Here is a 25,908-nt window from a genome sequence, read left to right on the forward strand (position 1 = left end):
TCAGTACCCTCCGATCCCGGCCGTCGCCGGTGCGTCGCGTTCCATCAGCACCTCGTGCAGCTCCGCACTGCACCGGGCTACGTCCTCGGTGTGCGCGTTGCGCCCCAGGCTGCGGGGGCGGGGAATGTCGATCGGTACGATCTTGCGGATTCGCCCTGGTCGAGGGCTCAGCACCACGACCCGGTCGGCGAGCAGGACGGCTTCGTCGATCGAGTGGGTGACGAAGACGATGGTCGCCGCGCGCTCCATGTGGATCCGTTGCAGCTCGACGGAGAGCTCCTCCCGGGTCAGCGCGTCCAGCGCCGAGAACGGCTCGTCCATCAGCAGCACCCGTGGTTCGGCGAGCAACGAGCGGCACAGCGACACCCGCTGCTGCATGCCGCCGGACAGCTCGTGCGGCAGCCGCTTGTCGAAGCCGGCCAGCCCGACCATCTCCAGCAGTTCCAAGGCCTTTGCCCGGTGCTGCCTGCGGCGCAACCCGAAAATCTCCGCCGGCAGCAGGACATTGTCCAGCACTGATCGCCAGGGCAGCAGGGCCGGGCGTTGGAAGAGCATCGCGATGTCCCGGCGTGGTTTGACCACTTGCTCGCCACCGACAGTGATCTCGCCGGCTGTCGTCGGAAGCAGTCCGGCGATGAGTCTGAGCAGGGTGGACTTGCCGCAGCCGGAACGACCGACGACCGCGACGAACTCACCGGCGGTCACCGAGAGGTCGATACCGCGAAGTGCCTCCACTGTGCCGGAGCGACCGGCGAACGTCCGCCCGACTCCGCTGAGCTGGATCATGGGGCGGCAGCTCCCTCGTCCTGGGTCGATCAACAAGCGGGGGACAGAGTATCCAGATCGTGCCGGCCACGCACCACCCGCGCGGTAAACACTTTTGATTGCGATCCAGGGTCCGCGATGCCCGGCTGTCGCATTGGTCAGGTTTCCCTCGTACTCTGTTGCCCGCGAAGTTTCCCAACGCGACCGCGGCACCCGTGCGGCCCCCACCGACCGGCTGCCGCGCCGGACCAACTACCCCCTCCGGTCGCCTCGACGACCTGCGGGTTCGTCGAGGGGCCGTCGGGTTGGAAAGGACACACGTTCATGACAAGGCTCACCCGTACGATCGCCGCCACGGCCCTCGCGGCGGCGCTCGCGGTCACTGCCGGCTGCAGCGCGGACGACGGTGACGAGGCGAATGCCGGTGGCACCGAGGAATTGAAGAAAGTGACTTACCTCACTTCCTTCGGTAACTTCGGCCGGGACTCCTACGCCTGGGTCGCCAAGGACAAGGGCTTCTTCGAGGAGGCCGGTTTCGACGTCGAGGTCAAGGCAGGAGCCGGCACCGGCGACAACATCAAGACCGTCGTCGGTGGGCAGGCCCACTTCACGCCGATCGACATGACCGGCGGACTGCTGCAGTACGGCAACGGCGAGGCGAAGGACTTCGTCGTGGTCGCCGGCATCCAGCAGCGGACCATGGCCGCGATCATCGCGCTCGACGGCAGCGGCATCACCACCCCCAAGGACCTGGAGGGCAAGACGCTCGCCGACGCCCCCGGCTCGGTGGTGCGCAACCTGTTCCCGACGTACGCCTCGCTGGCCGGCATCGACGAGACCAAGGTCGAGTGGGTCAACGGTGCCCCACAGACCCTGATGGGCACCCTGGCCTCCGGTTCGGTGGACGGCATCGGCCAGTTCGTGGTCGGTAAGCCCACCGTGGAGACCGTCGCGCAGGGCAAGACCGCCGTGGTGCTGCCGTACAGCGACATCATGACCGACCTGTACGGCAACGTGCTGATCACCTCGACGGCGATCGCCGAGGAGGACCCGGAGATGGTGAAGCGCTTCAGCGCGGCACTGCTCAAGGGCCTGGAGTACAGCATCACCAACCCGGAGGAGGCCGGCGAGATCCTGGCCAAGAACGTGGAGGAGGCCAACCCGGCCGCCGCCGCCGCCGAACTGGAGCTGATGGCCGCCTTCGTGAAGTCGACCAGCTCCGGTGTGCCGGTCGGTGCGCTGGACAGCCAGCGGATCGCCCGCAGCATCGCGATCCTGCAGGGCGCCGGAGCGATCCCGCCGGGCCTGGAGCCGGAGCAGGTCGTCAACTTCGACCTGGCCCCGAACGCCGAATCCTGACCGACCCGGGTGCGGGTGGGTGGACCACCGTCCGGTGACCCACCCGCCCGCACCGGCGGAGTACCGCCCATCGGTCTTACACCGTCTCCACAGACGTCACTTCCCACCAGCCCGGCGGTAGGCCCGACCGGCCTGGCTGTCACCGGAAGGGCAAGGCCACGTTAGCACACCTGTTCGCACGCCGGATCTCTCGGTGTGTGAGTAGTGGACGTCGATCCGCCTCGGCGGCGAGTCGACTTTCCCTGCCGTGCTCCGCAGGTGTCCGTTTCCTCCCCGGCCGGAAGGCCGGAGTATCCACGGAAGGCATCTGATGACCGTACTCAAACCGGCGCAGGCGCCACCGGTCCGCGCCGCGACCACCGCTCCGGTCCGCCGCCCCGCCGGCGGCCGGGTCGCCGTAGTCGGACTACCGCTGCTCGGCGTGGCGGTGACGGTGACCGCGTGGTGGCTCGCCACCAGCGTGTTCAACCTGGTGCACTCGGTGGTGCTGCCACCCCCGCAGGACGTGTACGCGGCGTTCTCCCTGCGGATGCCACGGCTGCTGGAACATACCCTGGCGACCACCACCTCGACCGTCGTCGGGTTTGCGATCTCCACCGTCATCGGGGTGCTGATCGGACTGGTGCTGGCCGGCTCCCAGGTGGCCGAGCGGATGTTCGCTCCGCTGCTGGTGGCGCTCAACGCCGTACCGAAGATCGTGCTCGCCCCGCTGCTCGTGGTCACTCTCGGCTGGGGCCAGCAGTCGATCCTCACCATGGTCTTCCTGCTCTGCTTCTTCCCGATCGTGCTCTCCACGGTGACCGGTCTGACCTCTACCCCGGCCGATCTGGCCGAGCTGGCCCGGTCGCTGGACGCGTCCCGCTGGCAGACCTTCCGCAAGATCCGCTTCCCGGCGGCGTTGCCGCAGATCTTCGTCGGCCTGAAGGTCGCGATGCCGTTGGCGGCGATCGGTGCCGTGATCGGCGAGTTCCAGGCCGGTGAGGAGGGTCTGGGCTACATGACCCTGCAGTTCAGCGGGATGGGCGAGAACTCCGCCGCCTGGGCGGCGATCGTGTTGATCGGGCTGATGAGCATCCTGCTCTACTTCGCGCTGGTCGCCATCGAACGGCTGCTGCTGCCGTGGGTGCGGGAGACGACGTCGGCCCGCTGACGTCTGCCACCATGTCGCGCCCGCCCCGGACGTCGTGCGCCCGCCAGGAACAACTCCTGGCGGGCGCACGAGACCGGACCGTACCGGGGTCGTCAGCTGGCCAGTCGCCAGCGGCCACCCCGGGAGACCAGCATGGTCAGTGCCTGGGGCATCAGTCCGGAGTGGTTGTCCGGCGTCATCCGGATCGGCCCGGAGAGCCCGTCGAACTGGGTGGTCTCCAGCACCTCACGGATGGCCTCCCGGTCGACGTCGCCGTCGCCGGTCGACGTGGCCACCGCGTCGGCGATCAGCTGGACCGCGTCGGCCGCGAACGAAGAGAACCCGTAGTAGCTGCCGAACCTGGCCGTGTAGTCGCGGAACCACTGCTTGCGGGCTGCCTTCGCCGGGGTGTTGGCGATCACGTCGTCGATCACCATGGTCTGGGTGAAGACCAGATTGACGCCCTTGGTGCCGGTGGCCGAGCCACCGGACAGGAACAGGTCCCCGGCGGCGGCGGCGTCGAAGAACAGGGGCCCCGGGTAGTCGGCCTGCGCGGCGCTGTCCGCCGCCAGCGCCGCCTGCTCGGCCGAGGTCCAGACCAGCAGCGCGCCCGGGTTCTCGCCGGTCACCGGCTGCGCCAGGGTGGCGACGGCCTGGCTCACGTCGGTGTCGGTGGTACGCACCTGTTCGGTGCCGACCAGGTTGATGCCGAGCTTGTCCAGTTCGGCGGTGATCACCCGCAGGCCGTCCCGGCCGTACTCGTCGTCGGTGTGCAGCAGACTGGCCCGCCCGATGTTTCGGCGGCGCAGTTCGTTGGCGACCGCGGCGGCGCTGTCCGCCGCGTTGGGACCGAGCTTGAACAGGTAGCGACGCTCGGTAACCGGGGTGGCGACCGCGGTGGCCGGGGCCAGCGAGATGGTCGGCACCCGCTTGTCGTTGATCGTCCGGGCGGCGCCGACCGCACAGTCACTGCAACTGCCCATGATGATCGCGGTCACCGCGGAGTCGCCGGTGAAGTCGCCGATGTTGCGCAGCGACTCGCTCGGGTCGGAACGGTTGTCCCGGACGTCCAGCCGGATCGTCCGGTCGCCCAGCAGACCCGATTCGTTGATCTGCTCGACCTTCAGCTCGAGGGCTCGCTGGAAGCCCTTGCCGACGGTCGCGGCGGCACCGGACAGTTCCAGGTCGGCGGCGATGACGATCTCGCCGCCGTCCCCGCCGGCCGAGTCGCTGGCGAACTGGCAGCCGGTGAGCGAAGAGGCCAGCAATGTGGATGCGAGCGCCGTGAGTAGGGCGGAACGGGTGGGCCTCAAGTCAGTCCTCCAGGTACGCGGCGGATGCGCACCCGGTCGGTGGGCGGCGGCGCGGCTGAGCACGTCCTCAGTAGAAGTCGCGCCGGCGGCATGCCGTACGGTGTGCGCGGAGCCTGCAAACTTGGGAAACCATGCCAATGGGCGGCGTTCTGGTCAAGCGCGCCGGTCGGGGCGTTTCCGGGACTGTCGTCCCACATGTTGGCAACGAGTACATGTTGCGATCGTTGACTTTGGCGGGACAACTGACGGTGGAAGTTCTATCCGCGCTGATCAGGGCGGTGTGATGAAGATACTCTCCGGTAGTACTAGGGTGATTACAGGTCGTCCGACCGATTCCTGCCCCACTGAGGCTTCCCAAGCGGGTCCACTTCTGGTGAAATCGCGGCCGTGCCGCATGCGGCGCTCACCGCTGCAGCAGGCATCGGTCGGCAGTCCGCGTGTGGAGATAGCGACGGAGGCGATGTCGTGAGGACCGGACCGACGACCCTGCCCGACAATGGCCCGCGGAAGCGCCGCGCGCCATTGCGTTGGGTGCCGCGACTGAGGGATGCGCGGATCAGGTCCAAACTGGCCCTGATCCTGGTCGTTCCGCTGGCCGCGGTCGCCGCTCTGGCCACGGTGCGGCTGGTCGACGTGGGACAGGGAGCAATCGACGCGCGGATGGTGCGGTCGATGGCCGAACTCTCCGTTGACGTCTCGGCCCTGGCCCAGGACGTCCACAAGGAGCGGATGGCTGCGGTGACCTTCCTCGCCGCCCGCGACGCCGACGCCGAGGCCTACAACATCCGGGTGCGCAGCACCGACGAGCGGATCGCTGCGTACGCCGCCGAACGCGACCGGGTCGGTAACGTGCCGGAGGCGGTCGAGCGGCAGCTGGTCGCCATCGACGACCATCTGGACACCTTGAACGCCACCCGCCAGGAGGTGCTCGACCGGCGGCAGATGCCGGTGCCGGAAGCGGTGCTGCGGTACGGCGTCATCCTGTCCGACCTGGCTTCCTACGGTGAGGTGCTCGGCCAGGTCTCCGGTGACGGCGAGGTGCCGGACAGCCTGCGTGCCGTCTCCGCCTTCGCCCGGGCCAAGCTGGCCACGGCGGAGGAGGAGGCGATCATCTTCGCCGCGCTGTCCACCGGCCGGCTGGACGAGGAGCAGTTCTCGTCGTACCTGGCCACGCTGACCAGCCAGCAGGAGGCCCTGCTGTCGTTCTCGCTGGCCGCGTCGCCGTGGGAGCAGGAGCTGGTCGACAGCAGCGTCACCGGTGACGCCGTCTTCCTGGCCGACCGGGTCGCCACCGAGATCACCCGTTCGGTGGGCCAGCGAGCTCCGATGAGCGCCGCACAGGCGGCCCGGGCCGTGGGCGCGGTCAACGACCTGATGCGGTGGGCCGAGATCCAGCTGGAGAACCGGCTGCTCGACCGGGCCACCCAGGTCAGCACCAACGTCACCCGGCAGGCGATCATCGAGTCGATCGCGGTGCTGATCGCCCTGGTGCTGGCGATCGCCCTCGCGGTGGTCCTGGCCCGCTCGTTGAACGACTCGCTGCGACGGCTGCGGGAAGGCGCCATGTCCGTGGCCAGCCGGGACCTGCCGGAGGCGGTGGCCAAGCTCCGCGACGTCAACGACCTCAACGACCGGGGTCCGGAGGAGATCGTCCGTAACCTACGTGACCCGATCCGCCTGCCCAACCGCGACGAGGTCGGCCAGGTCGGCCAGGCGTTCAACGTGGTGCACCGGGAGGCGGTCCGGATCGCCGCCGAGCAGGCCGCGCTGCGGGCGAGCGTGTCGGCGATGTTCCTCTCCCTGGCCCGCCGGAGCCAGACGCTGGTCGACCGGATGATCGGCGAGCTCGACGCGATCGAGCGCGGTGAGGAGGACCCGAAGCGGCTCGCCCAGCTGTTCCAGCTCGACCACCTCGCCACCCGGATGCGCCGCAACGACGAGAACCTGCTGGTCCTGGCCGGTGCCGACTCGACGGCGCCGCGCCGCGAGGACGCGTTGCTGGTCGACGCGCTGCGGGCCGCGCAGTCCGAGGTCGAGCTCTACAACCGGATCGAGTTCGGCACCGTCGACACCGACATCCTGATCTCCGCGCATGCGGTCAACGACGTGGTACGTCTCGTCGCCGAGTTGCTCGACAACGCCACCCGGTTCTCGCCGCCGACCACCACGGTCGTCGCCGACGCCCGGCGGCTGCGCGACTACGTACTGGTCCAGGTGGAGGACCGCGGCCTGGGGCTGTCCGAGGAGCAGTTGGACAATCTCAACCGGAGGCTCGCCGAGCCGTCCACGGTCGACGTCTCGGCGTTCCGACTGATGGGTCTCGCCGTGGTCAGCCGGCTGGCCGGCCGGTACGGCATCCGGGTCGAGCTGCGGCCCAACCCGGAAGGCGGCACTATCGCCCAGGCCACGCTGCCGAGCAGCATCCTGGTACTGCCGCAGCGCACCCGGGAGCCGGTCATGACGCGGGGACGCCCGGCCTTGGCGGCCGAGCCGATCTCCGCCGCGCCCACGTCAGGTGGGACCTGGTCGCCGATCTCGAGTCCGCCGGCGGCGGCACCCGGCCGTACGGCGACCCTCACCGACCAGTGGCAGAACGCCCGGTCATCACAGTGGAACGCGGTGGCCGGTGCACCTACCGCCGCCTTCCCGGTGACCACCGGCGGGCAGTCGACGCCGGTATCCGCCGCCCCGATCTCCGCGTCGCCGATGTCCGGCTCGCCGATGTCGGGCCCCCCGATGTCCGGCGTTCCCATGTCCGGGGCACCGGCTGCCCCGGCCGCCGGCCCGGCCGCGCCGACGTACAACCCGGGGCTGCCGGCGTACCCACCGGCGGCCTCCGCCGCCCCGCCTGCGGCGGCACCGCCGGTGGCCAACGTCGGTACGCCGACCGTGGCCTACCCGACGGTGCGACCGGCCGGTACCAGCGGCTACCCGGACCAGTCGGTCATCCCGGCCACCATGCACCCGCTGGCCCCGGCGGTACGGACCGGCGGCCAGCTGCCGCACGGCCCGGTGGCCGGCGGCGGCGCGCCCGCAGCGGCCGCCAACCCCGCAGCGGCCGCCAACCCCGGTGCCCGGCCCGAGGACGCCGCCGAGATGCCCATCTTCCGGGAGATGGAGGCGGTCTGGTTCCGGTCACACGGCTCGGCCGAGACCACCGTCCTGCCGCTGCCGACCGCCGGTCGTCCGCCTGCTGCCAATGCGCCCGCACCGGCGTACCCGCCGGCACCCGCTCCGACCAGGACACCGCTGCCGGCCCGCAACCCGGGACAGTCGGCTCCACAGCCGACGGCGTACTCTGCTCCGGTGCAGCCGAACGCCGCACCACCACCCCCGGCCGCGCCACCGGCGCCCGCACCGTCCACTCCGGCCGGCGCGGCGACGTCGGCGCCGGGTGCCATCCCCCGGCAACGGACGGGCGACTCCGGCAGTTGGCGTACCGCCGCTGACGAGGGCTGGGCCCGGGCCAGTAAGGCAGCGGAGCCGGCGACCGCCGGCACCACCCGCTCTGGTCTGCCGAAGCGCCAGCCCCAGGCACAGCTGGTGCCGGGTGGCGTGGAGGCCAAGCAGGGCCGCGAGCCGACCCGGCGGACCCCGGATGAGGTCCGCGGCCTGTTGTCGGCATACCACCGTGGCGTGCAACGCGGCCGGACCGCCGGCAGCGAGCAGTACCGCGCCAACTCAACCAAGGAGACCAGCGAATGAACAGGCCAGCAGCTATTCAGGACATGGGTTGGCTGCTCAGCAACTTCGCCGACAGCGTGGCGGGGATCGCCCACGTCGTGGCTGTCTCGGCAGACGGACTGCTGCTCGCCTCCTCGCGTGATCTGCCGGCGGACCGGGCCGACCAGTTGGCGGCGATCACCTCCGGCGTGGTCAGCCTCACCGACGGGGCGTCGCGGATGTTCAGCGCGGGTGGCGTGCTGCAGACAGTGATTGAGATGGACAGCGGGTACCTGTTCCTGATGTCGATCAGCGACGGTTCGTCGATGGCGGTGCTCGCCGCCCGTAGTTGCGACGTCGGTCAGGTCGGGTACGAGATGGCATTGCTGGTCGAGCGGGTCGGTGCCGCGCTGGTCCCGGCGCCACGGGAGGCCGTGGGCGGCCGACCCTGATCCGAGGCTGAAGTTCCGCAGCGACACAAGGGACCGTCACCGATGACGTGCCAGCAGACCCACGAGGAGGTGACCGCTCAATGGGCCAACCACGACAGGACCCGCGCGGAGCGCTGGTCCGCCCCTATGCGGTCACCCGCGGGCGTACCGAGCCACGGCAGCACATCGCACTGGAGGCGGTGCTGGTGGCCTCGGCGGCAGCGGTCACCGAGTCCCGTTTCGCCGGGCACGACAAGCATCGAATCGCCACGATCTGCGACAACCGTGCCCAGTCACTGGCGGAGATCGCCGCGTACACCCGGCTCCCGCTGGGCGTCGCACGGGTCCTTGTCGCCGACATGGTCGCCGACGGCCTGCTGGCGTTGCACAGCACCGCTCCGACTGAGACAGAGGGCTACGAGGAGCGGATGGAACTTCTTGAGAGGGTGCTAAGTGGACTTCGCAGGCTATGACCGTCCCGGCGTCCGCCGGGACAAGGGAATCACCTCGGCGAAGATCGTCATCGCCGGTGGATTCGGGGTGGGCAAGACCACCATGGTCGGCGCGGTCTCCGAGATCACGCCGCTGACCACCGAGGCGCTGATGACCTCGGCCGGTGTCGGCATCGACGATCCGTCAAAGGTCCCCGGCAAGGAGACCACCACGGTGGCGATGGACTTCGGCCGGATCACCATGGCCGACGACCTGATTCTCTATCTGTTCGGCACACCCGGACAGACCCGGTTCTGGTTCATGTGGGACGAGATCATCCGCGGCGCGGTCGGTGCTGCGGTGCTGGTGGACACCCGCCGGATCACCGACGCCTTCGCCCCGCTGGACTACTTCGAGAACCGGCAGCTGCCGTACCTCGTGGCGTTGAACTGCTTCGATGGCGCGCCACAGTACGAGCCGGAGGAGGTGCGGGAGGCGCTGGCCATCGCGCCGCACGTGCCGCTGGTGATGTGCGACGCGCGCAGCCGGGACTCGACGAAGAGTGTGCTGGTCACTGTCGTCGAGCACGCCATGGCGACGCTGCGCGCCGAGCACGGCCGAGGGTATCCGACGCCGGTCGGCTGACCGTACGGCAACACAGCCGGCGGCGCGCTGCGCCGCCGGCTGGCGCGTGCTCAATCGGCCGTGCGGCCTCGGCCGGCCCGGCCGTGCGGCCTCGGCCGGCCCGGCCGTGCGGCCTCGGCCCGCCGGGCGCGGCCTGCCTCAGTCGATCGGCAGCCGGTAGCCGCGTTTGACCACGGTCTGGATCACCCCGGGCGTGCCCAGCCCGGCCCGCAGCCGGGCCACCGCCATCTCGACGGCGTGCTCGTCGGCACCTCGGGGCAGGGTGCGCAGCAGCGCGGCTCGGGACAGCACCCGTCCCGGGGTCTGCGCCAGCGCGCGTAGCACCGCCATCGGTGCCGGTGCCAACGGGCGCAGCTCACCGTCGATCACTGCGGCGTGTCCGCGCAGGGTGAGCAGGTGTCCGCCGACCTTCAGGTTGACCGCCCGGCGAGGCAGTTCGTCGACGATGGTCCGGACCAGCGCCCCGAGTCGGGCGCGAGCCGGTGCGATCACCGGCACTCCGTGCCGGCGCAGCGGCGCCGCGGTGACCGGCCCGACGCACGCGGCCAGTACGTCGGTCCGCATCGCCTCGAGCACCGCGTCGGCGTTGGGTCCGGCGGCGCGCAGCAGTGCTCCGACCGCCGGCGCGGAGGTGAAGGTGACCGCGTCGACGAGCCGGCCGGCGACCAGGTCGACCAGCCGGTGCAGTGGTGCCGGGTCGGTCGGCGGCGCCCACCGGTACACCGGCACCTCGATCACGGTGGCGCCGGCCGCCTCGAGCGCCGCCGAACACTCCGGTTGCCGTTCCCCGTGCAGCTGCATCGCGATCACCTGGCCGGCCACGCCGCGGGCCCGCAGATAGTCGGTGACCTCGTCACAGCTCTCCGACGCGGGTGACCACTGGTCGTGCAGGCCGGCTGCCCGGATCGCGCCCCGGGCCTTGGGGCCGCGGGCCACGATGTAGGCGCCGCCGAGCACCGCCCGCAGCGGCTCGGCCAAGCCCCACCCCTCCGCAGCCTCCAGCCAGCCACGCATGCCGATGCCGGTGTTGGCGATCAGCACGTCCGGCGGATTGTCCAGGCAGGCCCGGGTCGACGCCCGTAGTTCGGTGTCGTCGGCCAGCGGCACGATCCGCAGTGCCGGGGCGAGCACCACCCGGGCACCCCGCCGTTCCAGCAGCGCGGCCAGCTCGTCGCGCCGCCGGTCGGCAGTGACCCCGATGGTGAATCCGGCCAGCTCGTCGGACATCACTGGTCCTGCCGCCGACCGAGCACCTCGATCAGCCCGTCCCGACAGCGCACCCGGTAGGTCGGCACGGCGACGCCCGGCAGATCCAGACATTCGCCGGTACGCAGGTCGTAGACCTGCTTGTGCAGTGGTGACGCCACGGTCGGGATGTCCCCCCGGGTACCGACGATGCCCCGGGACATGACGTGGGCACCGGCCACCGGGTCCTGGTTGCCGATTGCGTACAACGTCCCGTCGTAGGTCCGGAAGACCGCCACCTGCTCGCCGTCGACCAGTGCGGCCACGCCCCGCTCCGGCTCCACCCGGGAGTACGGGCACACCGGTGTCCACCGGGCGGTGACGTTGACTGTCTGCACACTCATCGGCGTACCTCCAGGGTTGTCGGGAGACCGAGCGCGACGGGCCGGCGCTCGCCCAGGGCCGGCACCGGCTGGCCCCGCTCGACCTCGAAGGTGATCGACGGGTCCGGGGTGTCGGGTGCGTTGACGAAGGAGGCGAAGCGGCGTAGCCGCTCCGGGTCGTCGATCGTGTCGCGCCACTCGTCCGAGTAGGACTCGACATGTCGGGCCATCGCCTCGTCCAGCTCGGCCGCCAGCCCGAGCGAGTCGTCGACGATCACCGATCGCAGGTGGTCCAGGCCGCCGTCCATGGCCTCGATCCAGGCCGCGGTGCGTTGCAGCCGATCGGCGGTGCGGATGTAGAACATCAGGAACCGGTCGATGGTACGGACGAGCTCCTCGGTGGACAGGTCGCTGGCGAACAGGTCGGCGTGCCGGGGCCGGAAACCGCCGTTGCCGCCGACGTAGAGGTTCCAGCCGACGTCGGTGGCGATGATGCCGAAGTCCTTGCTGCGCGCCTCGGCGCACTCCCGGGCGCAGCCGGAGACCGCAGACTTGATCTTGTGCGGGGCGCGCAGCCCCCGGTAGCGCAGCTCCAGGGCGATCGCCAGGCCGACCGAGTCCTGCACCCCGTAGCGGCACCAGGTGGAGCCGACGCAGGACTTCACCGTCCGCAGCGCCTTGCCGTACGCGTGACCGGACTCGAAGCCGGCGTCAACCAGCCGCCGCCAGATCTTCGGCAACTGCTCGACCCGGGCACCGAACAGGTCGATCCGCTGCCCGCCGGTGATCTTCGTGTAGAGGTTGAAGTCCCGGGCCACCTCGCCGATCGCGATCAGCTTCTCCGGGGTGATCTCCCCACCGGGTATCCGCGGCACCACCGAGTAGGTGCCGTCGCGCTGGATGTTGGCCAGGAAGTGGTCGTTGGTGTCCTGCAGGGTGGCCTGCTCGCCGTCGAGGACGTAGCCGTTGCCCAGCGAGGCGAGGATCGAGGCGACCACCGGCTTGCAGATGTCGCAGCCCCGGCCCCGACCGTGCTCGGCGACCAGCTGGGAGAAGGTCCGGACGCCGCGTACCCGGACGATGTCGAACAGCTCCTGGCGGCTGTGGTCGAAGTGTTCGCACAGTGCGGTCGACTGGGCCACCCCGGCGACGGACAGCAACTGCTTGAGCATCGGTACGCAGGACCCGCAGCTGGTGCCGGCCCGGGTGCACGCCTTGATCCCGGCGACGTCGGTGCAACCGTCGCCGATCGCGCCGAGGATCTGATCCTTGGTGACCGCGTTGCAGGAGCAAACCTGGGCGCTGCCGGGCAGCGCGTCGATGCCGGCGCCGCCAGCGGCCCCGTCGGAGCCGGCCGGGGCGAGCAGCGCCAGCGGCGGGCCCGGCAGCGGCCCGCCGACGCTGGCCCGCAGCGTCGGGTACGCCGTCGCGTCGCCGACCAGCACCCCGCCGAGCAGGGTCCGCGCGTCGTCGGAGAGCACCAGCTTGGCGTAGACGCGGGTGGCCGGGTCGGTGAAGGTGACGTCCAGGCAGTCGGGGGTGACCCCGTGCGCGTCGCCGAACGACGCCACGTCCACCCCGAGCAGTTTGAGCTTCGTGGAGGTGTCCGCGCCGGGGAAGGCAGCGGTGCCGCCGAGCAGCCGGTCGGCGACCACCTCGGCCATCGCGTAGCCGGGGGCGACCAGCCCGTAGCAGCGGCCCGGTTCGCCGTCCACGCTGACCGCGGCGCACTCGCCGACCGCCCAGATGTGCGGGTCGCTGGTCCGACAGGTGGCGTCGACGGTCACCCCGCCGCGCTCGCCGACGGCCAGCCCGGCGGCGCGGGCCAGGTCGTCGCGGGGCCGGATGCCGGCGGCGACGACCACCAGGTCGGTCTCCAGTTCGGTGCCGTCGGTGAGGGCCACTCCGTGCGGGGAACCGTCCGGCCCGGTGCGGATCGCCGACGTCGCGGTTCCCAGGTGCACGTCGACGCCGAGGTCCTCGACGTAGCGGCGCAGCATCGCCCCGCCGGCCTCGTCGATCTGCACCGGCATCAGCCGGGGCGCGAACTCCACCACGTGGGTACGCAGGCCGAGCAGCCGCAGCGCGTTGGCGGCCTCCAGGCCGAGCAGGCCACCGCCGATCACCGTGCCGACCCGCCGGCCGGCGGCCGGATCGGTGGCGAAGTCGCGGATGGCGACCAGGTCGTCCAGCGTCCGGTAGACGAACACCCCGTCGCGCAGGCCGCCGCCGTTGGCGCCGTCGGTGCGGCGGTTTGCGCCGTCGATCGGCGGGACGAACGGGTACGAGCCGGTGGCCAGCACCAGCGCGTCGTAGCCGTACTCGCCGTGGTCGGTGACGACCACCCGGCGGTCCCGGTCGATGCGCCGGGCCGGCTCGGCCAGCCGCAGGTCCACCCCGTCGTCCGGGGTGTGCACGCTCAACTCGTCCGACCCGACACCGTCGAAGAAGGCCGACAACCGGACCCGGTCGTACGCCGGCCGCGACTCCTCGGCGAGCACTGTCACCTGCCATCCACCGTCGGTGTCGCGGGAGCGGACCGCTTCGACCAGGCGCTGCCCGACCATGCCGTTGCCGATGACGATCAACCGGTTCACGCTGGTACCTCCACGTCGGAATCCACAGATGAGAGCCAGTCGACGATGCCGGTGACCGCGTCGGTGCAGCTGCCGCAGCCGGTGGTGGCCCGGGTGGCGGCGACCATTTCGGCGACCGACCGGGCACCGGCGCGCCAGCAGCGCACCAGCGCGCCCTTGCTGACCGTGTTGCACTGGCAGACGGTCGCCGCGTCCGGCATCAGTGCCGGACTGGTCGCCGGTGCCGCGCCGGTGCCGCCGACCGACCGGCCGAGCAGCAGAGACCGCCGGTCGGCCGGCACCGGACCGCCGCGGTCGAACAGCTGGATGACGGTGCCGACGGCCGGGTTGTCGCCGAGCATGATCGCCCCGGTCAGCCGGTCGTCGCGGATCAGCAGCCGGGCGTACGTGCCGCGGGCCGGGTCGGCGAAACTGAGCTCCTCGGTCTGCCCGTCGGCGCCCGGCCGGGTGTCGCCCATCGCGGCGAGGTCGATGCCGGCGGCCTTGAGCCGGGTCACCGTCGGCAGTGGCCGGTAGCGGGCACCCGGGTCGTCGCCGGCCAGCACCCGGGCCAGCACCTGGGCCTGTTCCCAGGCGGGGGCGACCAGCCCGGTAACGACGCCGTCGTGTTCGGCGCAGTCTCCGATCGCCCAGATGTGCGGGTCGCTGGTGGCCATCCGGTCGTCGACCATCACACCGCGCCCGACCCGTAGCCCGGCCCGCCGGGCCAGGCCGGTGTCCGGCCGGACACCGCAGGCCAGCACCAACAGGTCGGCCTTCAGCTCCCGGCCGTCGCCGAGGCGCAGCCGTACCCCGTCGGTGGTGGCGGTGACCGACTCGGCGGCGGCGGCCAGCTCGGTGCCGACGCCGAGGCCGGCCAGGGTACCGGCGAGCACCGCGCTGGCGGTGGCGTCGAGTTGACGCTCCATCAGCTGACCGACCTTGTGTACCACCCGCACGTCCAGCCCGCGTGCGGCGAGCCCACGGGCGGCTTCCAGCCCGAGCAGGCCGCCGCCGAGTACCAGCGCGGTGCGGGCACCGGCTGCGGCGGCGAGGATCCGCCGGCAGTCGTCCAGGGTCCGGAACACCGCGACCCGGTCGGGCAGCGCGGCTGGCTCTTCGCCCGCCGATCCGGCCCGGCCGACCGAGCCGTCGGCACGGGTCAGGCCGGGCAAATCGGGGACCACGGCCCGGCTGCCGGTGGCGAGCACCAGGTGGTCGTACTCGGTGGCGGTGCCGTCGGCGGTGCGCACCGTCCGGGTGGCCGGCTCGATCGAGGTCACCGCCAACCCGGACCGCACGTCGATGCCGTGCCCGGCGGCCTCGGTGAGTGTGACGTCCAGCTCGTCGGCCCGGCCGGCGAGCAGGTTAGACAGCATGATCCGGTTGTACGCCCGGTGCCGCTCCGCCCCGTACACGGTGATCTTGTAGTCGCCGCGCCGGGCGTGCAGCTCGGCGGCGAGGCGGGCACCGGCCATGCCGTGGCCGACGATGACGATACGGTTCACGCTCGCTCCACCCTGACCGCACAGATCTTGAACTCGGGCATCCGGGACGTCGGGTCCAACGCGTCGTTGGTGACCGAGTTGATCCGCCCCGCGCCGCCCCAGTGGAACGGGGCGAACACGGTGTCCGGGCGGATCGACTCGGTCAGCCGGGCCGGGGCGCGCATCTCACCGCGTCGACTGGTCACCCGGACCGGCTCGCCGTCGGCGACGCCGAGCCGGGCGGCCAGGTCCGGGTGCAGCTCCACGAAGGCCTCCGGGGCGGCGCCGCGCAGCGGTGCGATCCGCCGGGTCTGCGCACCGGACTGGTACTGGGCCAGCACCCGGCCGGTGGTCAGGTAGAGCGGGTAGTCGGCGCAGACCTCCTCGGCGGCGGCCCGGTGCTCCACCGGCACGAACCGGGCCCGCCCGTCCGGGGTGGCGAATCGTTCGGTGAACATCCGTGGGGTGTCCGGCCGGTCCGGGTCCGGGCAGGGCCAGAAGACCCCGTCGGCGGCGTCGATCCGCTCCCAGGTGACCCCGGCGTAGTCGGCGACGCCACCGGCCGTGGCCCGGCGTAGCTCGGTGAAGACCTCGGCGGGGTCGGCCGGGAACTGCCCGGCCGGGCAGCCGAGCCGCTGCGCCAGGTCGGCCAGGACGGCCAGGTCGGTGCGGGCACCGGGCGGGGGTGGCCGCAGCGCGTGCCGGCGCAGCACCCGGCCCTCCAGGTTGGTCATGGTGCCGTCCTCTTCGGCCCACTGGGCGGTGGGCAGCACCACGTCCGCCATCGCCGCTGTCTCGGACAGCACGAAGTCGGCGACGACCAGCAGGTCCAGCTCGGCCAGCCGGCGTTGCACCCGGCCGGCACGGGGCGCGGAGACCACCGGGTTGGAGCCGAAGACCAGCAACGCCTTCGGCCCGGCCGGGGTACCGAGCGCGTCCAGCAGCTCGTACGCGGAAACCCCCGGCCCGGGCAGGTCGGCCGGGTCGACGCCCCACACCCCGGCCACGTGTGCCCGCGCCGCCGGGTCGTCGATGCGCCGGTAGCCGGGCAGCTGGTCGGCCTTCTGGCCGTGCTCCCGGCCGCCCTGACCGTTGCCCTGGCCGGTCAGACAGCCGTAGCCGGAGCCGGGCCGGCCGGGCAGCCCGAGGGCGAGCGCCAGGTTGACGTAGGCGCTGACCGTGTCGACGCCCTTGGCGTGCTGTTCGGCTCCGCGCGCGGTGAGGATGACGACCTTCGCGGGCGGTGCGTCGGTCGCGGGTCGGTCGCCGCCGGCCAGCGCCCGCGCCGTCGCCTCCAGATCGCCGATCGGTACGCCGGTGAGCCGTTCGACCCGGGCCGGCCAGTAGCCGGCGACGGTGGCCCGGACGGTGTCGAAGCCGGTGGTCCGCTCGGCGACGTAGGCCTGGTCCACCCAGCCCTCCCGCAGCGCGACGTGCAGCAGCGCGTTGGCCACCGCGAGGTCGGTGCCGGGGGTTGGCTGCAGGTGCAGGTCGGCCAGGCGGGCAGTGGCGGTGCGGCGGGGGTCGATCACGATCAACGTACCGCCGCGCTGTTTCATCTCGGTCAGGTAGCGGGCGAACGGCGGCATCGTCTCGGCCACGTTCGCGCCGACCAGCAGCAGGGTGTCGGCGGTGCCGACGTCGGCCATCGGGAACGGCAGACCACGGTCGACGCCGAAGGCCCGGATCCCGGCGGCGGCCGCCGAGGACATGCAGAACCGGCCGTTGTAGTCGATGTTGCGGGTGCGCAGCGCGACTCGGGCGAACTTGCCCAACGCGTACGCCTTCTCGTTGGTGAGCCCGCCGCCGCCGAACATCGCGACCGCGTCGCGGCCGTGTGCCTGCTGAGTGCGGGTGACGTCGGCGACGATCCGGTCCAGCGCCTCCGGCCAGCTGGCCGGCCGCAGCTCGGCTCCCGGTCGGTCACGGACCAGCGGGGTGGTCAGCCGCTGCGGGTGGTCGAGCAGCTCGGCAGCGGTCCAGCCCTTCTGACAGAGCCCGCCCTGGTTGGTGGGAAACTGCCGGGGCAGCACCTGCACGTCGCCGTCGGCGTTCGCGTGCAGCCGCATGCCGCACTGCAGGGCGCAGTACGGGCAGTGGGTGGCCACGGTCCGGTCGACGGATTCACCGGTCGGCCCGATGGTCACCTGCACGCTGCCTGGCATGTGCGAAGCGTGCCGGGGGGCGATTTCGCCGCGACGTCCCGATTGTTTCCAGCCTGCTAAGAGCAGCTCACACGGACCGTTGTCAGGGGGTTAGCCAGCCCATCTGTTGAGATCTCCGGCGTACCGGTGCCGACCAGCCGTTTTGACCGGCGTGCGGGGCAGCGGGTATCGTCGCCTGCTGTTGTGCGACAACCGAGGGGCGTCCCTCGCCAGACCCGTCACCGTCCCAGGTCACCGTCCGTGGATGTAGCTCACCGTCTGCGGGAGGCCCCGTCCGATGGTGCCAGGTCAGCCGGGGTATGCTTGTCGTTCGCGCGCGCGTTCTCTGCCAGGTCGCCCGGTTCCGGGTCGCCCCGACGGCCCGCGCGTTACCTGACGACCGACGCGCGACCCCAGACCGACGACGAGACAAGGTAGACCTGTGCGTACGTACAGCCCGAAGCCGGGTGAGATCGAGCGTCAGTGGCATGTGATCGACGCCTCTGACGTCGTGCTGGGCCGCCTGGCCACCCACGCCGCCACGCTGCTGCGCGGCAAGCACAAGCCGACTTTCGCGCCGCATGTCGACACCGGTGACTTCGTCATCGTCGTCAACGCCGGCAAGGTGGCGTTGACTGGCAACAAGCGGCACACCAAGGTGGCCTACCGGCACTCCGGATACCCCGGCGGGCTGAAGCAGGTCGGCTACGACGAGCTGCTGGCCAAGCGCCCCGAGCGGGCGATCGAGCTGGCCGTCAAAGGCATGCTGCCGCACAACAAGCTCGGTGCCAAGCTGATCCGCAAGCTCAAGGTCTACGCCGGCGCCGAGCACCCGCACGGCGCGCAGCAGCCGGTGCCGTTCGAGATCAAGCAGATCGCGCAGTGAGCGCGGGCGAAGGAACCAGCATGACCGACACCACCGAGGCCAGCCCGGTCGCCGTTGCCGAGACCGAGTCGGCCACCGCCGTGACGCCCCCGCCAGTGGTGCGCGCGCCGCGCGGCGAGCGCCCGATCCAGACCGTCGGGCGGCGCAAGGAAGCCATCGTCCGGGTGCGGATCGTCCCCGGCTCCGGCAAGATCACCTGCAACGGTCGCGAGCTCGAGGAGTACTTCCCGAGCAAGGTGCACCAGCAGCTGATCCGGGAGCCGCTGGTGACGGCCGAGAAGGCCGAGGCGTTCGACGTGATCGCCAACCTGCGCGGCGGCGGCATCACCGGCCAGGCCGGTGCGCTGCGGCTGGGCATCGCCCGGGCGCTGTGCGCCAACGACGGCGACGACCGTCCGGCGCTGAAGAAGGCGGGTTTCCTCACCCGCGACGACCGGGTCAAGGAAAGCAAGAAGTACGGCCTGAAGAAGGCCCGTAAGGCTCCGCAGTACTCGAAGCGCTAGTCCGACACGGCTGAACGGACGGCTGGGACACCCCCATCGTGGGGTTTCTCGGCCGTCCGTGCTTTTTTGTCTAGTTGATGCGGATTCTTCCGTTCATCGGCAGTATCTTCATCGGTTGCCGGCCCGCTCGCCATCACAGCGGGGCGGATCCGTACCCCCGACGGGGCGGCGGAGCGGCACCGTAAGCGGGACCATCGGAGGATGACTGGTATGGCGCGGCTGTTCGGCACCGATGGCGTACGCGGGCGGGCCAACGCCGATCTCACCCCGGAGCTGGCGCTGGCGGTCGCGGTGGCCGCCGCGCACACCCTGGCCGAGCGGGATCCGAGCCGCCAGCCGCTGGCCGTGGTCGGCCGCGATCCACGGGCCAGCGGCGAGATGCTGGAGGCCGCCGTGGTGGCCGGGCTGACCAGCGCCGGCGCGAACGTGCTACGGGTCGGCGTGTTGCCGACCCCCGGCGTCGCGTTCCTGGTCGGCGAGACCAAGGCCGACTTCGGGGTGATGCTCTCCGCGTCGCACAACCCGATGCCGGACAACGGCATCAAGCTGTTCGCCGCCGGTGGGCACAAACTGCCGGACGACCTCGAGATGAAGATCGAGGCCGCGATCGGCGCGGCGATCGCGGGCGACGGGTCCACCGGCCGACGGCGGCCCACCGGGGCCGGGATCGGCCGGGTGAGTGACCTGCTGGACGGGGCCGAGCACTACGTCGGGCATCTGGTCGGCACGGTCGACCACCGGCTCGACGGGCTGCGGGTGGTGGTCGACTGCGCCAACGGCGCGGCGGCCGAGGTCGGCCCGGTCGCCTACCGGGAGGCCGGTGCGGAGGTCATCGCGATCAACGCCGAGCCGAACGGGCTCAACATCAACGACGGTTGCGGCTCGACCCACCTCGACGTGGTCCGGGCCGCCGTCCTCGAACACGGTGCCGATCTTGGGCTGGCCCACGACGGCGACGCCGACCGGTGCCTGGCGGTGACCGCCGACGGCACCGAGGTGGACGGCGACGAGATCATGGCGATCCTGGCGCTGGCCATGCGCGACGCCGGCACGTTGACCGCCGACACCCTGGTGGCCACCGTGATGAGCAACCTCGGTCTGCGGCTGGCCATGTCCCGGGAGGGCATCAAGCTGGTCGAGACCAAGGTCGGCGACCGGTACGTGCTGGAGGAGCTGCGGGCCAGCGGGCTGGCGCTGGGCGGTGAGCAGAGCGGGCACATCGTGATGCCCAGCTACGCCACCACCGGCGACGGGGTGCTCACCGGGCTGCAGCTGATGTCCCGGATGGCGGCCACCGGATCCTCGCTGGCCGGCCTGGCCGCCGCCGTCACCAAGCTGCCCCAGGTGCTGATCAACGTGCCGGTCGGCGACCGGGTCGCCGGCGCCGCCGACCCGGCCGTTCGGGCCGCCGCCGAGCGGGCCGAGGCCGAGCTGGGCGGCACCGGTCGGGTGCTGCTGCGCCCGTCCGGCACCGAGCCGCTGGTCCGGGTGATGGTCGAGGCGGAGACGGTGGAGACCGCCCGCTCCGTCGCCGAGCGGATCGCCGCTGCCGTCCGCGCGGCCAGCCCGGCCTGACTCCGCCCCGGTCCGCCGGCCCGCCTGATCAGCCGGTTGGTCGCAGGCCGGCCAGCCGGCGGCTCGCTTCGGCGAGGACCTCGGGACGTTTGCAGAAGGCGAACCTGACCAGCAGCCGCCCGGCGTCCGGTTCGTCGTAGAACACCTGGGTCGGTACCGCGACCACTCCGCAGCGCTCCGGTAGGGACAGGCAGAATTCGATCCCGTCGGTGCCGCCCAGCGCGCTGATGTCGGCGGTAGCGAAGTAGGTGCCCTCCGGCACCAACACCCGGAATCCGGCCTTGGACAGCCCGGCCACCAGTTGGTCGCGCTGCGCCTGCATGTTCTGCCGCAGCCCGGTGTAGTAGCTGTCCGGCAGGTCCAGCGCCACCGCGACGGCTGGCTGCAGCGGCCCGCCGTTGACGTAGGTGAGGAACTGCTTGACCCGGGCGGTGGCGGAGACCAACGCGGCCGGCCCACTGGCCCAGCCGATCTTCCAGCCCGTACAGGAGAAGGTCTTGCCGGCCGACGAGATGCGCAGCGTCCGGTCTCGCATCCCGGGCAGGGTGGCGAGCGGGACGTGCGGGGTGTCGGCGTCGGTGAAGACGAGGTGCTCGTACACCTCGTCGGTGACCGCCCAGATGTCGTGCTCCCGGCAGATCGCGGCGATCGCGGTGAGCTCGGCGACGGTGAAGACCTTGCCGGTCGGGTTGTGCGGGGAGTTGAGCAGCACCAGGCGGGTACGCGGCCCGACCGCGGCGCGCAGTGCGCCGGGGTCGAAGGCGTACCGGCCGTCCCCGTCGGGACGCAGGGTGATCGGCCGGCGGACCGCCCCGGCGAGCGCGATCGCGGCCGCGTACGAGTCGTAGTAGGGCTCGAAGCAGATGACTTCGTCGCCCGGCTCGCACAGCGCGAGGATTGCGGCGGTGATTGCCTCGGTCGCGCCGGCGGTGACCAGGACCTCGGTCTCCGGGTCGTAGTCGAGATCCCAGAAGCGTTGCTGGTTGCGGGCGACGGCGGTGCGCAGTGCCGGAATGCCAGGACCGGGTGGGTACTGGTTGTGTCCGTTGCGCAGCGCCTCGGTGGCGGCGGTCAGCATCACGGTGGGCCCGTCGGTGTCCGGGAAACCCTGGCCGAGGTTGACCGCGCCGGTGCGGACGGCAAGAGCGGACATCTCGGCGAAAATCGTCGTGCCGAACGGGCGCATGCGGCGGACCAGGGGGTCGATGTCGGCGGGGGCGCCGGGGGAGGTGACCACCTCGCCACTTTATGCGGTCCATCGAAACAGATGACGGCACCCATACTTTGCGCCCATAAGGCGGGTTTGGTCGGTTACTGCTCAGCGTGCTTGATTGATTGCTGGGGTTATGCGCACAGCCGATGAGCGATCGTGGGCTAGGCTACGACCCATGTGTGGAATCGTGGGGTACGTCGGCACGCGGCCGGCGCTGGGCATCGTGCTGGACGGGCTCCGGCGGCTCGAATACCGGGGCTACGACTCGGCCGGCGTGGCGATCGTCTGTGACGACGAACTGCGCACCGAGAAGCGGGCCGGCAAACTCGCCAACCTGGAGAAGGCGCTCGGCGACGAGCGGTTCGGCACCGCCACGGCCGGTGACACCACGCCGGCCGACGGCTCCGGCTGCCCGGCCCCGATCGGCATCGGCGACGGCACCGCCGGAATCGGCCACACCCGGTGGGCCACCCATGGCGGACCGACCGACCGCAACGCCCACCCGCACGTGTCCCGGGACGGCCGGGTCGCGGTGATTCACAACGGGATCATCGAGAACTTCGCCAAGCTGGTCGCCGAGCTCGAAGCCGACGGGGTCGAGTTCGTCAGCGACACCGACACCGAATGCGCCGCCCACCTGCTCGCCGCCGCGCTGGCCGACCTGCGGGCCGCCGGCGAGCCGGAGGGGCCGCGGCTGCTGGCCGCCGCGATGCGTCGGGTGTGTCAACGCCTCGAAGGCGCGTTCACCCTGCTCGCGGTGGACGCCAGCATCCCGGACGCGGTGGTCGGAGCGCGGCGCAACTCCCCGCTGGTGGTCGGTCGCGGCCCAGGCGAGCACTACCTGGCCAGCGACGTCTCCGCGTTCATCGAGCACACCCGCGACGCCGTCGAGCTCGGTCAGGACCAGGTCGTCCTGATCACCCCGGACAGCATCGAGATCACCGACTTCTCCGGCGCGCCGGCGCTCGGCCGAGACTTCCACATCGACTGGGACGCCTCCGCCGCCGAGAAGGGCGGCTACGACTACTTCATGCTCAAGGAGATCGCCGAGCAGCCGCAGGCGGTCGCCGACACGTTGCTCGGCCGGCTCACCGAGACCGGCGAGATCATGCTGGACGAGGTCCGCCTCACCGACCAGGACCTGCGCGACGCCGACAAGATCTTCATCGTCGCCTGCGGTACGGCGTACCACTCCGGCATGGTCGCCAAGTACGCCATCGAACACTGGACCCGGATCCCGTGCGAAGTGGAGCTGGCCAGCGAATTCCGCTACCGGGACCCGGTGCTGGACCGGTCCACCCTGGTGGTGGCGATCTCCCAGTCCGGCGAGACGATGGACACCCTGATGGCGCTGCGCCACGCCAAGGAGCAGAAGGCCAGGGTGCTGGCGATCTGCAACACCAACGGCTCCACCATTCCGCGCGAGTCCGACGCGGTGCTCTACACCCACAGCGGCCCGGAGATCGCGGTCGCCTCCACCAAGGCGTTCCTCACCCAGCTGGTGGCCTGCTACCTGATCGGCCTGCACCTGGCCCAGGTGCGCGGCATCAAGTACGCCGACGAGGTGGCCGCCGTGGTCAGTCAGCTGCAGGAGATGCCCGACAAGCTGCGGCAGGTGCTGGACTCGATGGAACCGGTCCGCCAGCTCGCCCGGGACCTCGCCACCGCCAACCAGGTGCTGTTCATCGGCCGGCACGTCGGCTACCCGGTCGCCCTCGAAGGCGCGCTCAAGCTCAAGGAGCTCGCCTACATGCACGCCGAGGGCTTCGCCGCCGGCGAGCTCAAGCACGGCCCGATCGCGCTGATCGACCAGGGCACCCCGGTGGTCTGCGTGGTGCCCTCACCGGCCGGCCGGGGCATGCTGCACGACAAGATCGTGTCGAACATCCAGGAGGTACGGGCCCGGGGCGCCCGGACCGTGGTGATCGCCGAGGAGGGCGACACCGCCGTGGCGCCGTACGCCGACGATCTGATCTACGTACCGCGCACCCCGACGCTGCTGGCCCCGCTGTTGACCACGGTACCGCTGCAGGTGCTCGCCTGCGAGATCGCCGCCGCCCGGGGCCACGACGTCGACCAGCCCCGGAACCTGGCGAAGTCGGTCACCGTGGAGTGACCGCCGCGCCCGTGCCGGGCCGGCTGCCAGCCGGGTGGTCGACGCCGAGCACGATCCGGGCCATCGAGTCCAGCGCCGGATTGTCTCCGGCCCAGTAGCCCAGATGCCCCGACGCGTCACCGGTGAAGACCCGGGCACCGAAGTCCTCGCCGCTCGGGTCCTCGCCGTGCCACAGCCGGTCGCCCGGCCACAGCTGCGGCCAGGTCGCCCGGCGGATGACATCGTTCTCGGCGGTGGTGGCCCACACCCGGTCGGCCGGCACCGCCAACTCGTCCACCCGGTCCACCCCCACCCCGGGCGAACCGACGAAGATCAGGTTGTCGGCGGCCAGGCCGGGTGCCTGCGCCGCCGTACCCACCACCAGCGAGCCGTAGCTGTGTCCGAGCACGGTCAGCCCGCCCGGGTCGCCGGCGCGGTTGACGCCCAGACCATCCTGGAACCGGCGCAGGTCGGCGGCCCCGGCCCGCGCCGGGGCGGTGCTGGCCGCCTCGTCGACGAACGCCGGTGCCGCGTAGTCCAGCCACAACACGGCTGCGGTCGACTCCTGTGGAGCCAACTGCTGGCAACGTTGCAGCACCTGCTCGGTGCGGGCCAACTCGCCGCCGACCCGGTCGAGACCGCTGCCCATCCCCGGGACGTGGGTCAGCACGCGTCGGGCCTGATCGGGATCGCCCAGCGCGAGGATCACCCGGCCGGTCGAGGCGGGGGCCGACGGATCTCCCGGCCGGCCGGCACCGCCGTCCAGCGCCAGCAGGTATGCCCGAGGGCCGGCTGCGGACGTGAGCCGGTCGTCGACCGTGTCCAGGCCGTCGATCAGCCGGTCCAGCCGGCGCAACCGCGGCACCGCCGTCGGGTCCGTGCTGTCCAGCAGCGCCGCCCGTTCGGCCAGCAACGCCGCCCGCTGCCGACCCAGCAGCAGCCGGTTCGCCTGGTCCCGAGCAGCCGCCGGCAGACCGTCCCACCGGCCGACCCGGGCCGGCTCGTGCCGGATCAGCCAGCGTCGCTGCGCATCGTCCAGCCCGGCCCACCAGGCCCGCACCGCAGCCGGCGCGGCCGACGGCGGTGGGCGCGTCGCCGGCGGCCGCGCCGGCCAGCCCTGGCTGGCGGCGGTGGCGGCCGCGTCGAGCCGGCGGGCCGCGTCGACGTCCGCCTCGGTGGCCAGGGCAAGCGCGTCGGCGACGCCGGCGGCGACCCGGCGGGCACCGGCCAGGGTCGGCCCGTCCGGGCGGGTCACCGCCGGGTCCACGCCGACTCGGCCGTCCCGGTCGATCGACAGACCGAGCACCCCCGCTGTGGCGACCCAGTCGGCGAGCACCGCCTTGGCCCGGGCCAGCTGGTCGGCGTACCGGCTGAGGATCTGGTCGACGACGCACAGCGCCGGGCCGACGGCGTCCAGCCGGTCACCCAGGCCGGCCAACCGGGTGTCGGCGGCGGTCGCCGCCGGCCCGGACCAGCCGGCGCGCAGCGCCCCGGCCGCCCCGGCCACCTCGGCGGCCCGCCGTTCGACCGCTGGTTGCCGGCGCCGCCAGCCGTACGCGGCCTGTTGCCAGGCCGCCGGGTCGGCCCGCCACAGCTGCCGGTACGTGATCACCTGGCCAGCCGGTGGACCGCCCGCCAGTCGGCGGCGTCGTACTCATCGGCGGCCCTGGCCAGCGCCTGCCCGGTGGCGGCCGCGTCCGCGCCGGCCCGGCTCACCTGCCGGTGCACTGCGGCCTCCACCGTGACCAGCAGGTCGGCCGCCGCCCAGCCCGGTGCGGCGACGGTCAGCTCCGGCTGGCCGGCCAGCCCGTGTGCCAGCCGGTAGGCCAGCCCGGTCAACCGGTCGGCGGCGTCGTGCAGCAGGGCCGGCCGCACGCGCAGCGGCCCGCCGCCGGCCGGGCCCACGTCGTTGCCGGGCAGTTCACCCATGTCGCCTCCGGTCACCCATGTCGGCTCCGTTCACCGTGTCGCCTCCGTCGGCATGCGTCGATGGGCAGACGCTATCCGGAACCGACAGCGTGGCGGGGGACCCTGTGGACAATCGGCGCAGCGGTTACCGTCCCACCGGTCACCACCGCCGGTAGGGTGACCGCGGGCGGTTAGCGACGGAGCGGCGCGGCGGAG

At 71.9% G+C, this 25,908-nt stretch carries 20 protein-coding genes; 10 read left to right on the forward strand and 10 right to left on the reverse strand.

The window, feature by feature from the left end; all coding sequences use genetic code 11:
* The gene (locus tag O7621_RS08905) at positions 1–786 is read right to left on the reverse strand and encodes an ABC transporter ATP-binding protein (protein WP_282233546.1); all 786 of its coding nucleotides are present in this window, start codon (positions 784–786) and stop codon (positions 1–3) included.
* Positions 787–1,089: 303 nt separating this feature from the next.
* Here O7621_RS08905 and O7621_RS08910 point away from each other — a divergent pair, with 303 nt between their 5' ends.
* Positions 1,090–2,124, forward strand: a complete 1,035-nt coding sequence (locus O7621_RS08910) for an ABC transporter substrate-binding protein (protein ID WP_282233547.1) — start codon at positions 1,090–1,092, stop codon at positions 2,122–2,124.
* Positions 2,125–2,434: 310 nt separating this feature from the next.
* Positions 2,435–3,274, forward strand: coding sequence for an ABC transporter permease (locus O7621_RS08915; protein ID WP_282233548.1), 840 nt, complete (start codon positions 2,435–2,437; stop codon positions 3,272–3,274).
* Between the two features lie 92 nt (positions 3,275–3,366).
* Here O7621_RS08915 and O7621_RS08920 read toward each other — a convergent pair whose 3' ends face one another.
* A complete protein-coding gene (locus tag O7621_RS08920; RefSeq protein ID WP_282233549.1) occupies positions 3,367–4,566 on the reverse strand; it encodes an ABC transporter substrate-binding protein in 1,200 nt (399 codons plus the stop codon).
* A gap of 465 nt (positions 4,567–5,031) precedes the next feature.
* Here O7621_RS08920 and O7621_RS08925 point away from each other — a divergent pair, with 465 nt between their 5' ends.
* From O7621_RS08925 to O7621_RS08940, 4 genes are all read left to right on the forward strand, one after another.
* On the forward strand, positions 5,032–8,271 hold the full coding sequence (locus tag O7621_RS08925; RefSeq protein WP_282233550.1) for a sensor histidine kinase: 3,240 nt from the start codon (positions 5,032–5,034) through the stop codon (positions 8,269–8,271).
* Entirely contained in the window at positions 8,268–8,681 is a 414-nt protein-coding gene (locus tag O7621_RS08930) for a roadblock/LC7 domain-containing protein (RefSeq protein ID WP_123606103.1), read from the forward strand. The genes O7621_RS08925 and O7621_RS08930 overlap by 4 nt, the downstream gene beginning before the upstream one ends.
* A gap of 80 nt (positions 8,682–8,761) precedes the next feature.
* A complete protein-coding gene (locus tag O7621_RS08935; protein WP_123606102.1) occupies positions 8,762–9,133 on the forward strand; it encodes a DUF742 domain-containing protein in 372 nt (123 codons plus the stop codon).
* Entirely contained in the window at positions 9,114–9,737 is a 624-nt protein-coding gene (locus O7621_RS08940; RefSeq protein WP_282233551.1) for an ATP/GTP-binding protein, read from the forward strand. The genes O7621_RS08935 and O7621_RS08940 overlap by 20 nt, the downstream gene beginning before the upstream one ends.
* A 138-nt stretch (positions 9,738–9,875) precedes the next feature.
* Here the strand turns inward: O7621_RS08940 and O7621_RS08945 are convergent, their stop codons facing one another.
* The 5 genes from O7621_RS08945 to O7621_RS08965 are packed head-to-tail and all read right to left on the reverse strand — an operon-like array spanning position 9,876 to position 17,533.
* The gene (locus O7621_RS08945; RefSeq protein ID WP_282233552.1) at positions 9,876–10,964 is read right to left on the reverse strand and encodes a uroporphyrinogen-III synthase; all 1,089 of its coding nucleotides are present in this window, start codon (positions 10,962–10,964) and stop codon (positions 9,876–9,878) included.
* Positions 10,964–11,320, reverse strand: a complete 357-nt coding sequence (nirD, locus tag O7621_RS08950) for a nitrite reductase small subunit NirD (protein ID WP_278174747.1) — start codon at positions 11,318–11,320, stop codon at positions 10,964–10,966. The genes O7621_RS08945 and nirD overlap by 1 nt, the downstream gene beginning before the upstream one ends.
* Positions 11,321–11,322: 2 nt before the next feature.
* Positions 11,323–13,902 (reverse strand): nitrite reductase large subunit NirB, encoded by a 2,580-nt coding sequence (gene nirB, locus O7621_RS08955; RefSeq protein WP_282233553.1) that lies wholly within the window; start codon positions 13,900–13,902, stop codon positions 11,323–11,325.
* A complete protein-coding gene (locus O7621_RS08960) occupies positions 13,899–15,389 on the reverse strand; it encodes an FAD-dependent oxidoreductase (RefSeq protein ID WP_282233554.1) in 1,491 nt (496 codons plus the stop codon). The genes nirB and O7621_RS08960 overlap by 4 nt, the downstream gene beginning before the upstream one ends.
* A complete protein-coding gene (locus O7621_RS08965; protein WP_282233555.1) occupies positions 15,386–17,533 on the reverse strand; it encodes a molybdopterin oxidoreductase family protein in 2,148 nt (715 codons plus the stop codon). Before O7621_RS08965 ends, O7621_RS08960 begins: the two co-directional genes overlap by 4 nt.
* Positions 17,534–17,954: 421 nt before the next feature.
* On the opposite strand from O7621_RS08965, the gene rplM reads away from it, so the two are divergent.
* The 3 genes from rplM (at position 17,955) to glmM (ending at position 20,476) form a co-directional block, all read left to right on the forward strand.
* The gene (gene rplM / locus O7621_RS08970; protein WP_123606095.1) at positions 17,955–18,398 is read left to right on the forward strand and encodes a 50S ribosomal protein L13; all 444 of its coding nucleotides are present in this window, start codon (positions 17,955–17,957) and stop codon (positions 18,396–18,398) included.
* A 20-nt stretch (positions 18,399–18,418) separates the two neighbouring features.
* Positions 18,419–18,901, forward strand: coding sequence for a 30S ribosomal protein S9 (gene rpsI, locus O7621_RS08975; RefSeq protein ID WP_282233556.1), 483 nt, complete (start codon positions 18,419–18,421; stop codon positions 18,899–18,901).
* Between the two features lie 210 nt (positions 18,902–19,111).
* On the forward strand, positions 19,112–20,476 hold the full coding sequence (gene glmM / locus O7621_RS08980) for a phosphoglucosamine mutase (protein WP_282234507.1): 1,365 nt from the start codon (positions 19,112–19,114) through the stop codon (positions 20,474–20,476).
* 28 nt (positions 20,477–20,504) lie between these two features.
* Here the strand turns inward: glmM and O7621_RS08985 are convergent, their stop codons facing one another.
* On the reverse strand, positions 20,505–21,713 hold the full coding sequence (locus O7621_RS08985; protein ID WP_282233557.1) for a pyridoxal phosphate-dependent aminotransferase: 1,209 nt from the start codon (positions 21,711–21,713) through the stop codon (positions 20,505–20,507).
* Positions 21,714–21,864: 151 nt separating this feature from the next.
* Between O7621_RS08985 and glmS the strand changes: the two genes are divergently transcribed.
* A complete protein-coding gene (gene glmS, locus O7621_RS08990; protein WP_282233558.1) occupies positions 21,865–23,805 on the forward strand; it encodes a glutamine--fructose-6-phosphate transaminase (isomerizing) in 1,941 nt (646 codons plus the stop codon).
* Here the strand turns inward: glmS and O7621_RS08995 are convergent.
* Both O7621_RS08995 and O7621_RS09000 read right to left on the reverse strand, forming a co-directional pair.
* Complete coding sequence (locus O7621_RS08995) at positions 23,792–25,396, reverse strand: alpha/beta hydrolase (protein ID WP_282233559.1); 1,605 nt, start codon at positions 25,394–25,396, stop codon at positions 23,792–23,794. The genes glmS and O7621_RS08995 overlap by 14 nt on opposite strands.
* A complete protein-coding gene (locus O7621_RS09000; RefSeq protein WP_282233560.1) occupies positions 25,393–25,728 on the reverse strand; it encodes a hypothetical protein in 336 nt (111 codons plus the stop codon). Before O7621_RS09000 ends, O7621_RS08995 begins: the two co-directional genes overlap by 4 nt.
* Between the last annotated feature and the right edge of the window lie 180 nt (positions 25,729–25,908).

It is taken from the genome of Solwaraspora sp. WMMD937 (assembly GCF_029581175.1).
In the GTDB taxonomy this organism is placed as follows: Bacteria; Actinomycetota; Actinomycetes; order Mycobacteriales; family Micromonosporaceae; genus Micromonospora_E.

Excerpts from the sequence above, each read along its gene's own strand:
- O7621_RS08910 (WP_282233547.1), top strand. The coding sequence starts at position 1,090 with ATGACAAGGCTCACCCGTACGATCGCCGCCACGGCCCTCGCGGCGGCG.
- O7621_RS08965 (WP_282233555.1), bottom strand. The coding sequence starts at position 17,533 with ATGCCAGGCAGCGTGCAGGTGACCATCGGGCCGACCGGTGAATCCGTC.
- O7621_RS08930 (WP_123606103.1), top strand. The coding sequence starts at position 8,268 with ATGAACAGGCCAGCAGCTATTCAGGACATGGGTTGGCTGCTCAGCAAC.
- O7621_RS08905 (WP_282233546.1), bottom strand. The coding sequence starts at position 786 with ATGATCCAGCTCAGCGGAGTCGGGCGGACGTTCGCCGGTCGCTCCGGC.
- O7621_RS08915 (WP_282233548.1), top strand. The coding sequence starts at position 2,435 with ATGACCGTACTCAAACCGGCGCAGGCGCCACCGGTCCGCGCCGCGACC.
- glmS (WP_282233558.1), top strand. The coding sequence starts at position 21,865 with ATGTGTGGAATCGTGGGGTACGTCGGCACGCGGCCGGCGCTGGGCATC.
- O7621_RS08935 (WP_123606102.1), top strand. The coding sequence starts at position 8,762 with ATGGGCCAACCACGACAGGACCCGCGCGGAGCGCTGGTCCGCCCCTAT.
- rpsI (WP_282233556.1), top strand. The coding sequence starts at position 18,419 with ATGACCGACACCACCGAGGCCAGCCCGGTCGCCGTTGCCGAGACCGAG.
- O7621_RS08945 (WP_282233552.1), bottom strand. The coding sequence starts at position 10,964 with ATGTCCGACGAGCTGGCCGGATTCACCATCGGGGTCACTGCCGACCGG.
- glmM (WP_282234507.1), top strand. The coding sequence starts at position 19,112 with ATGGCGCGGCTGTTCGGCACCGATGGCGTACGCGGGCGGGCCAACGCC.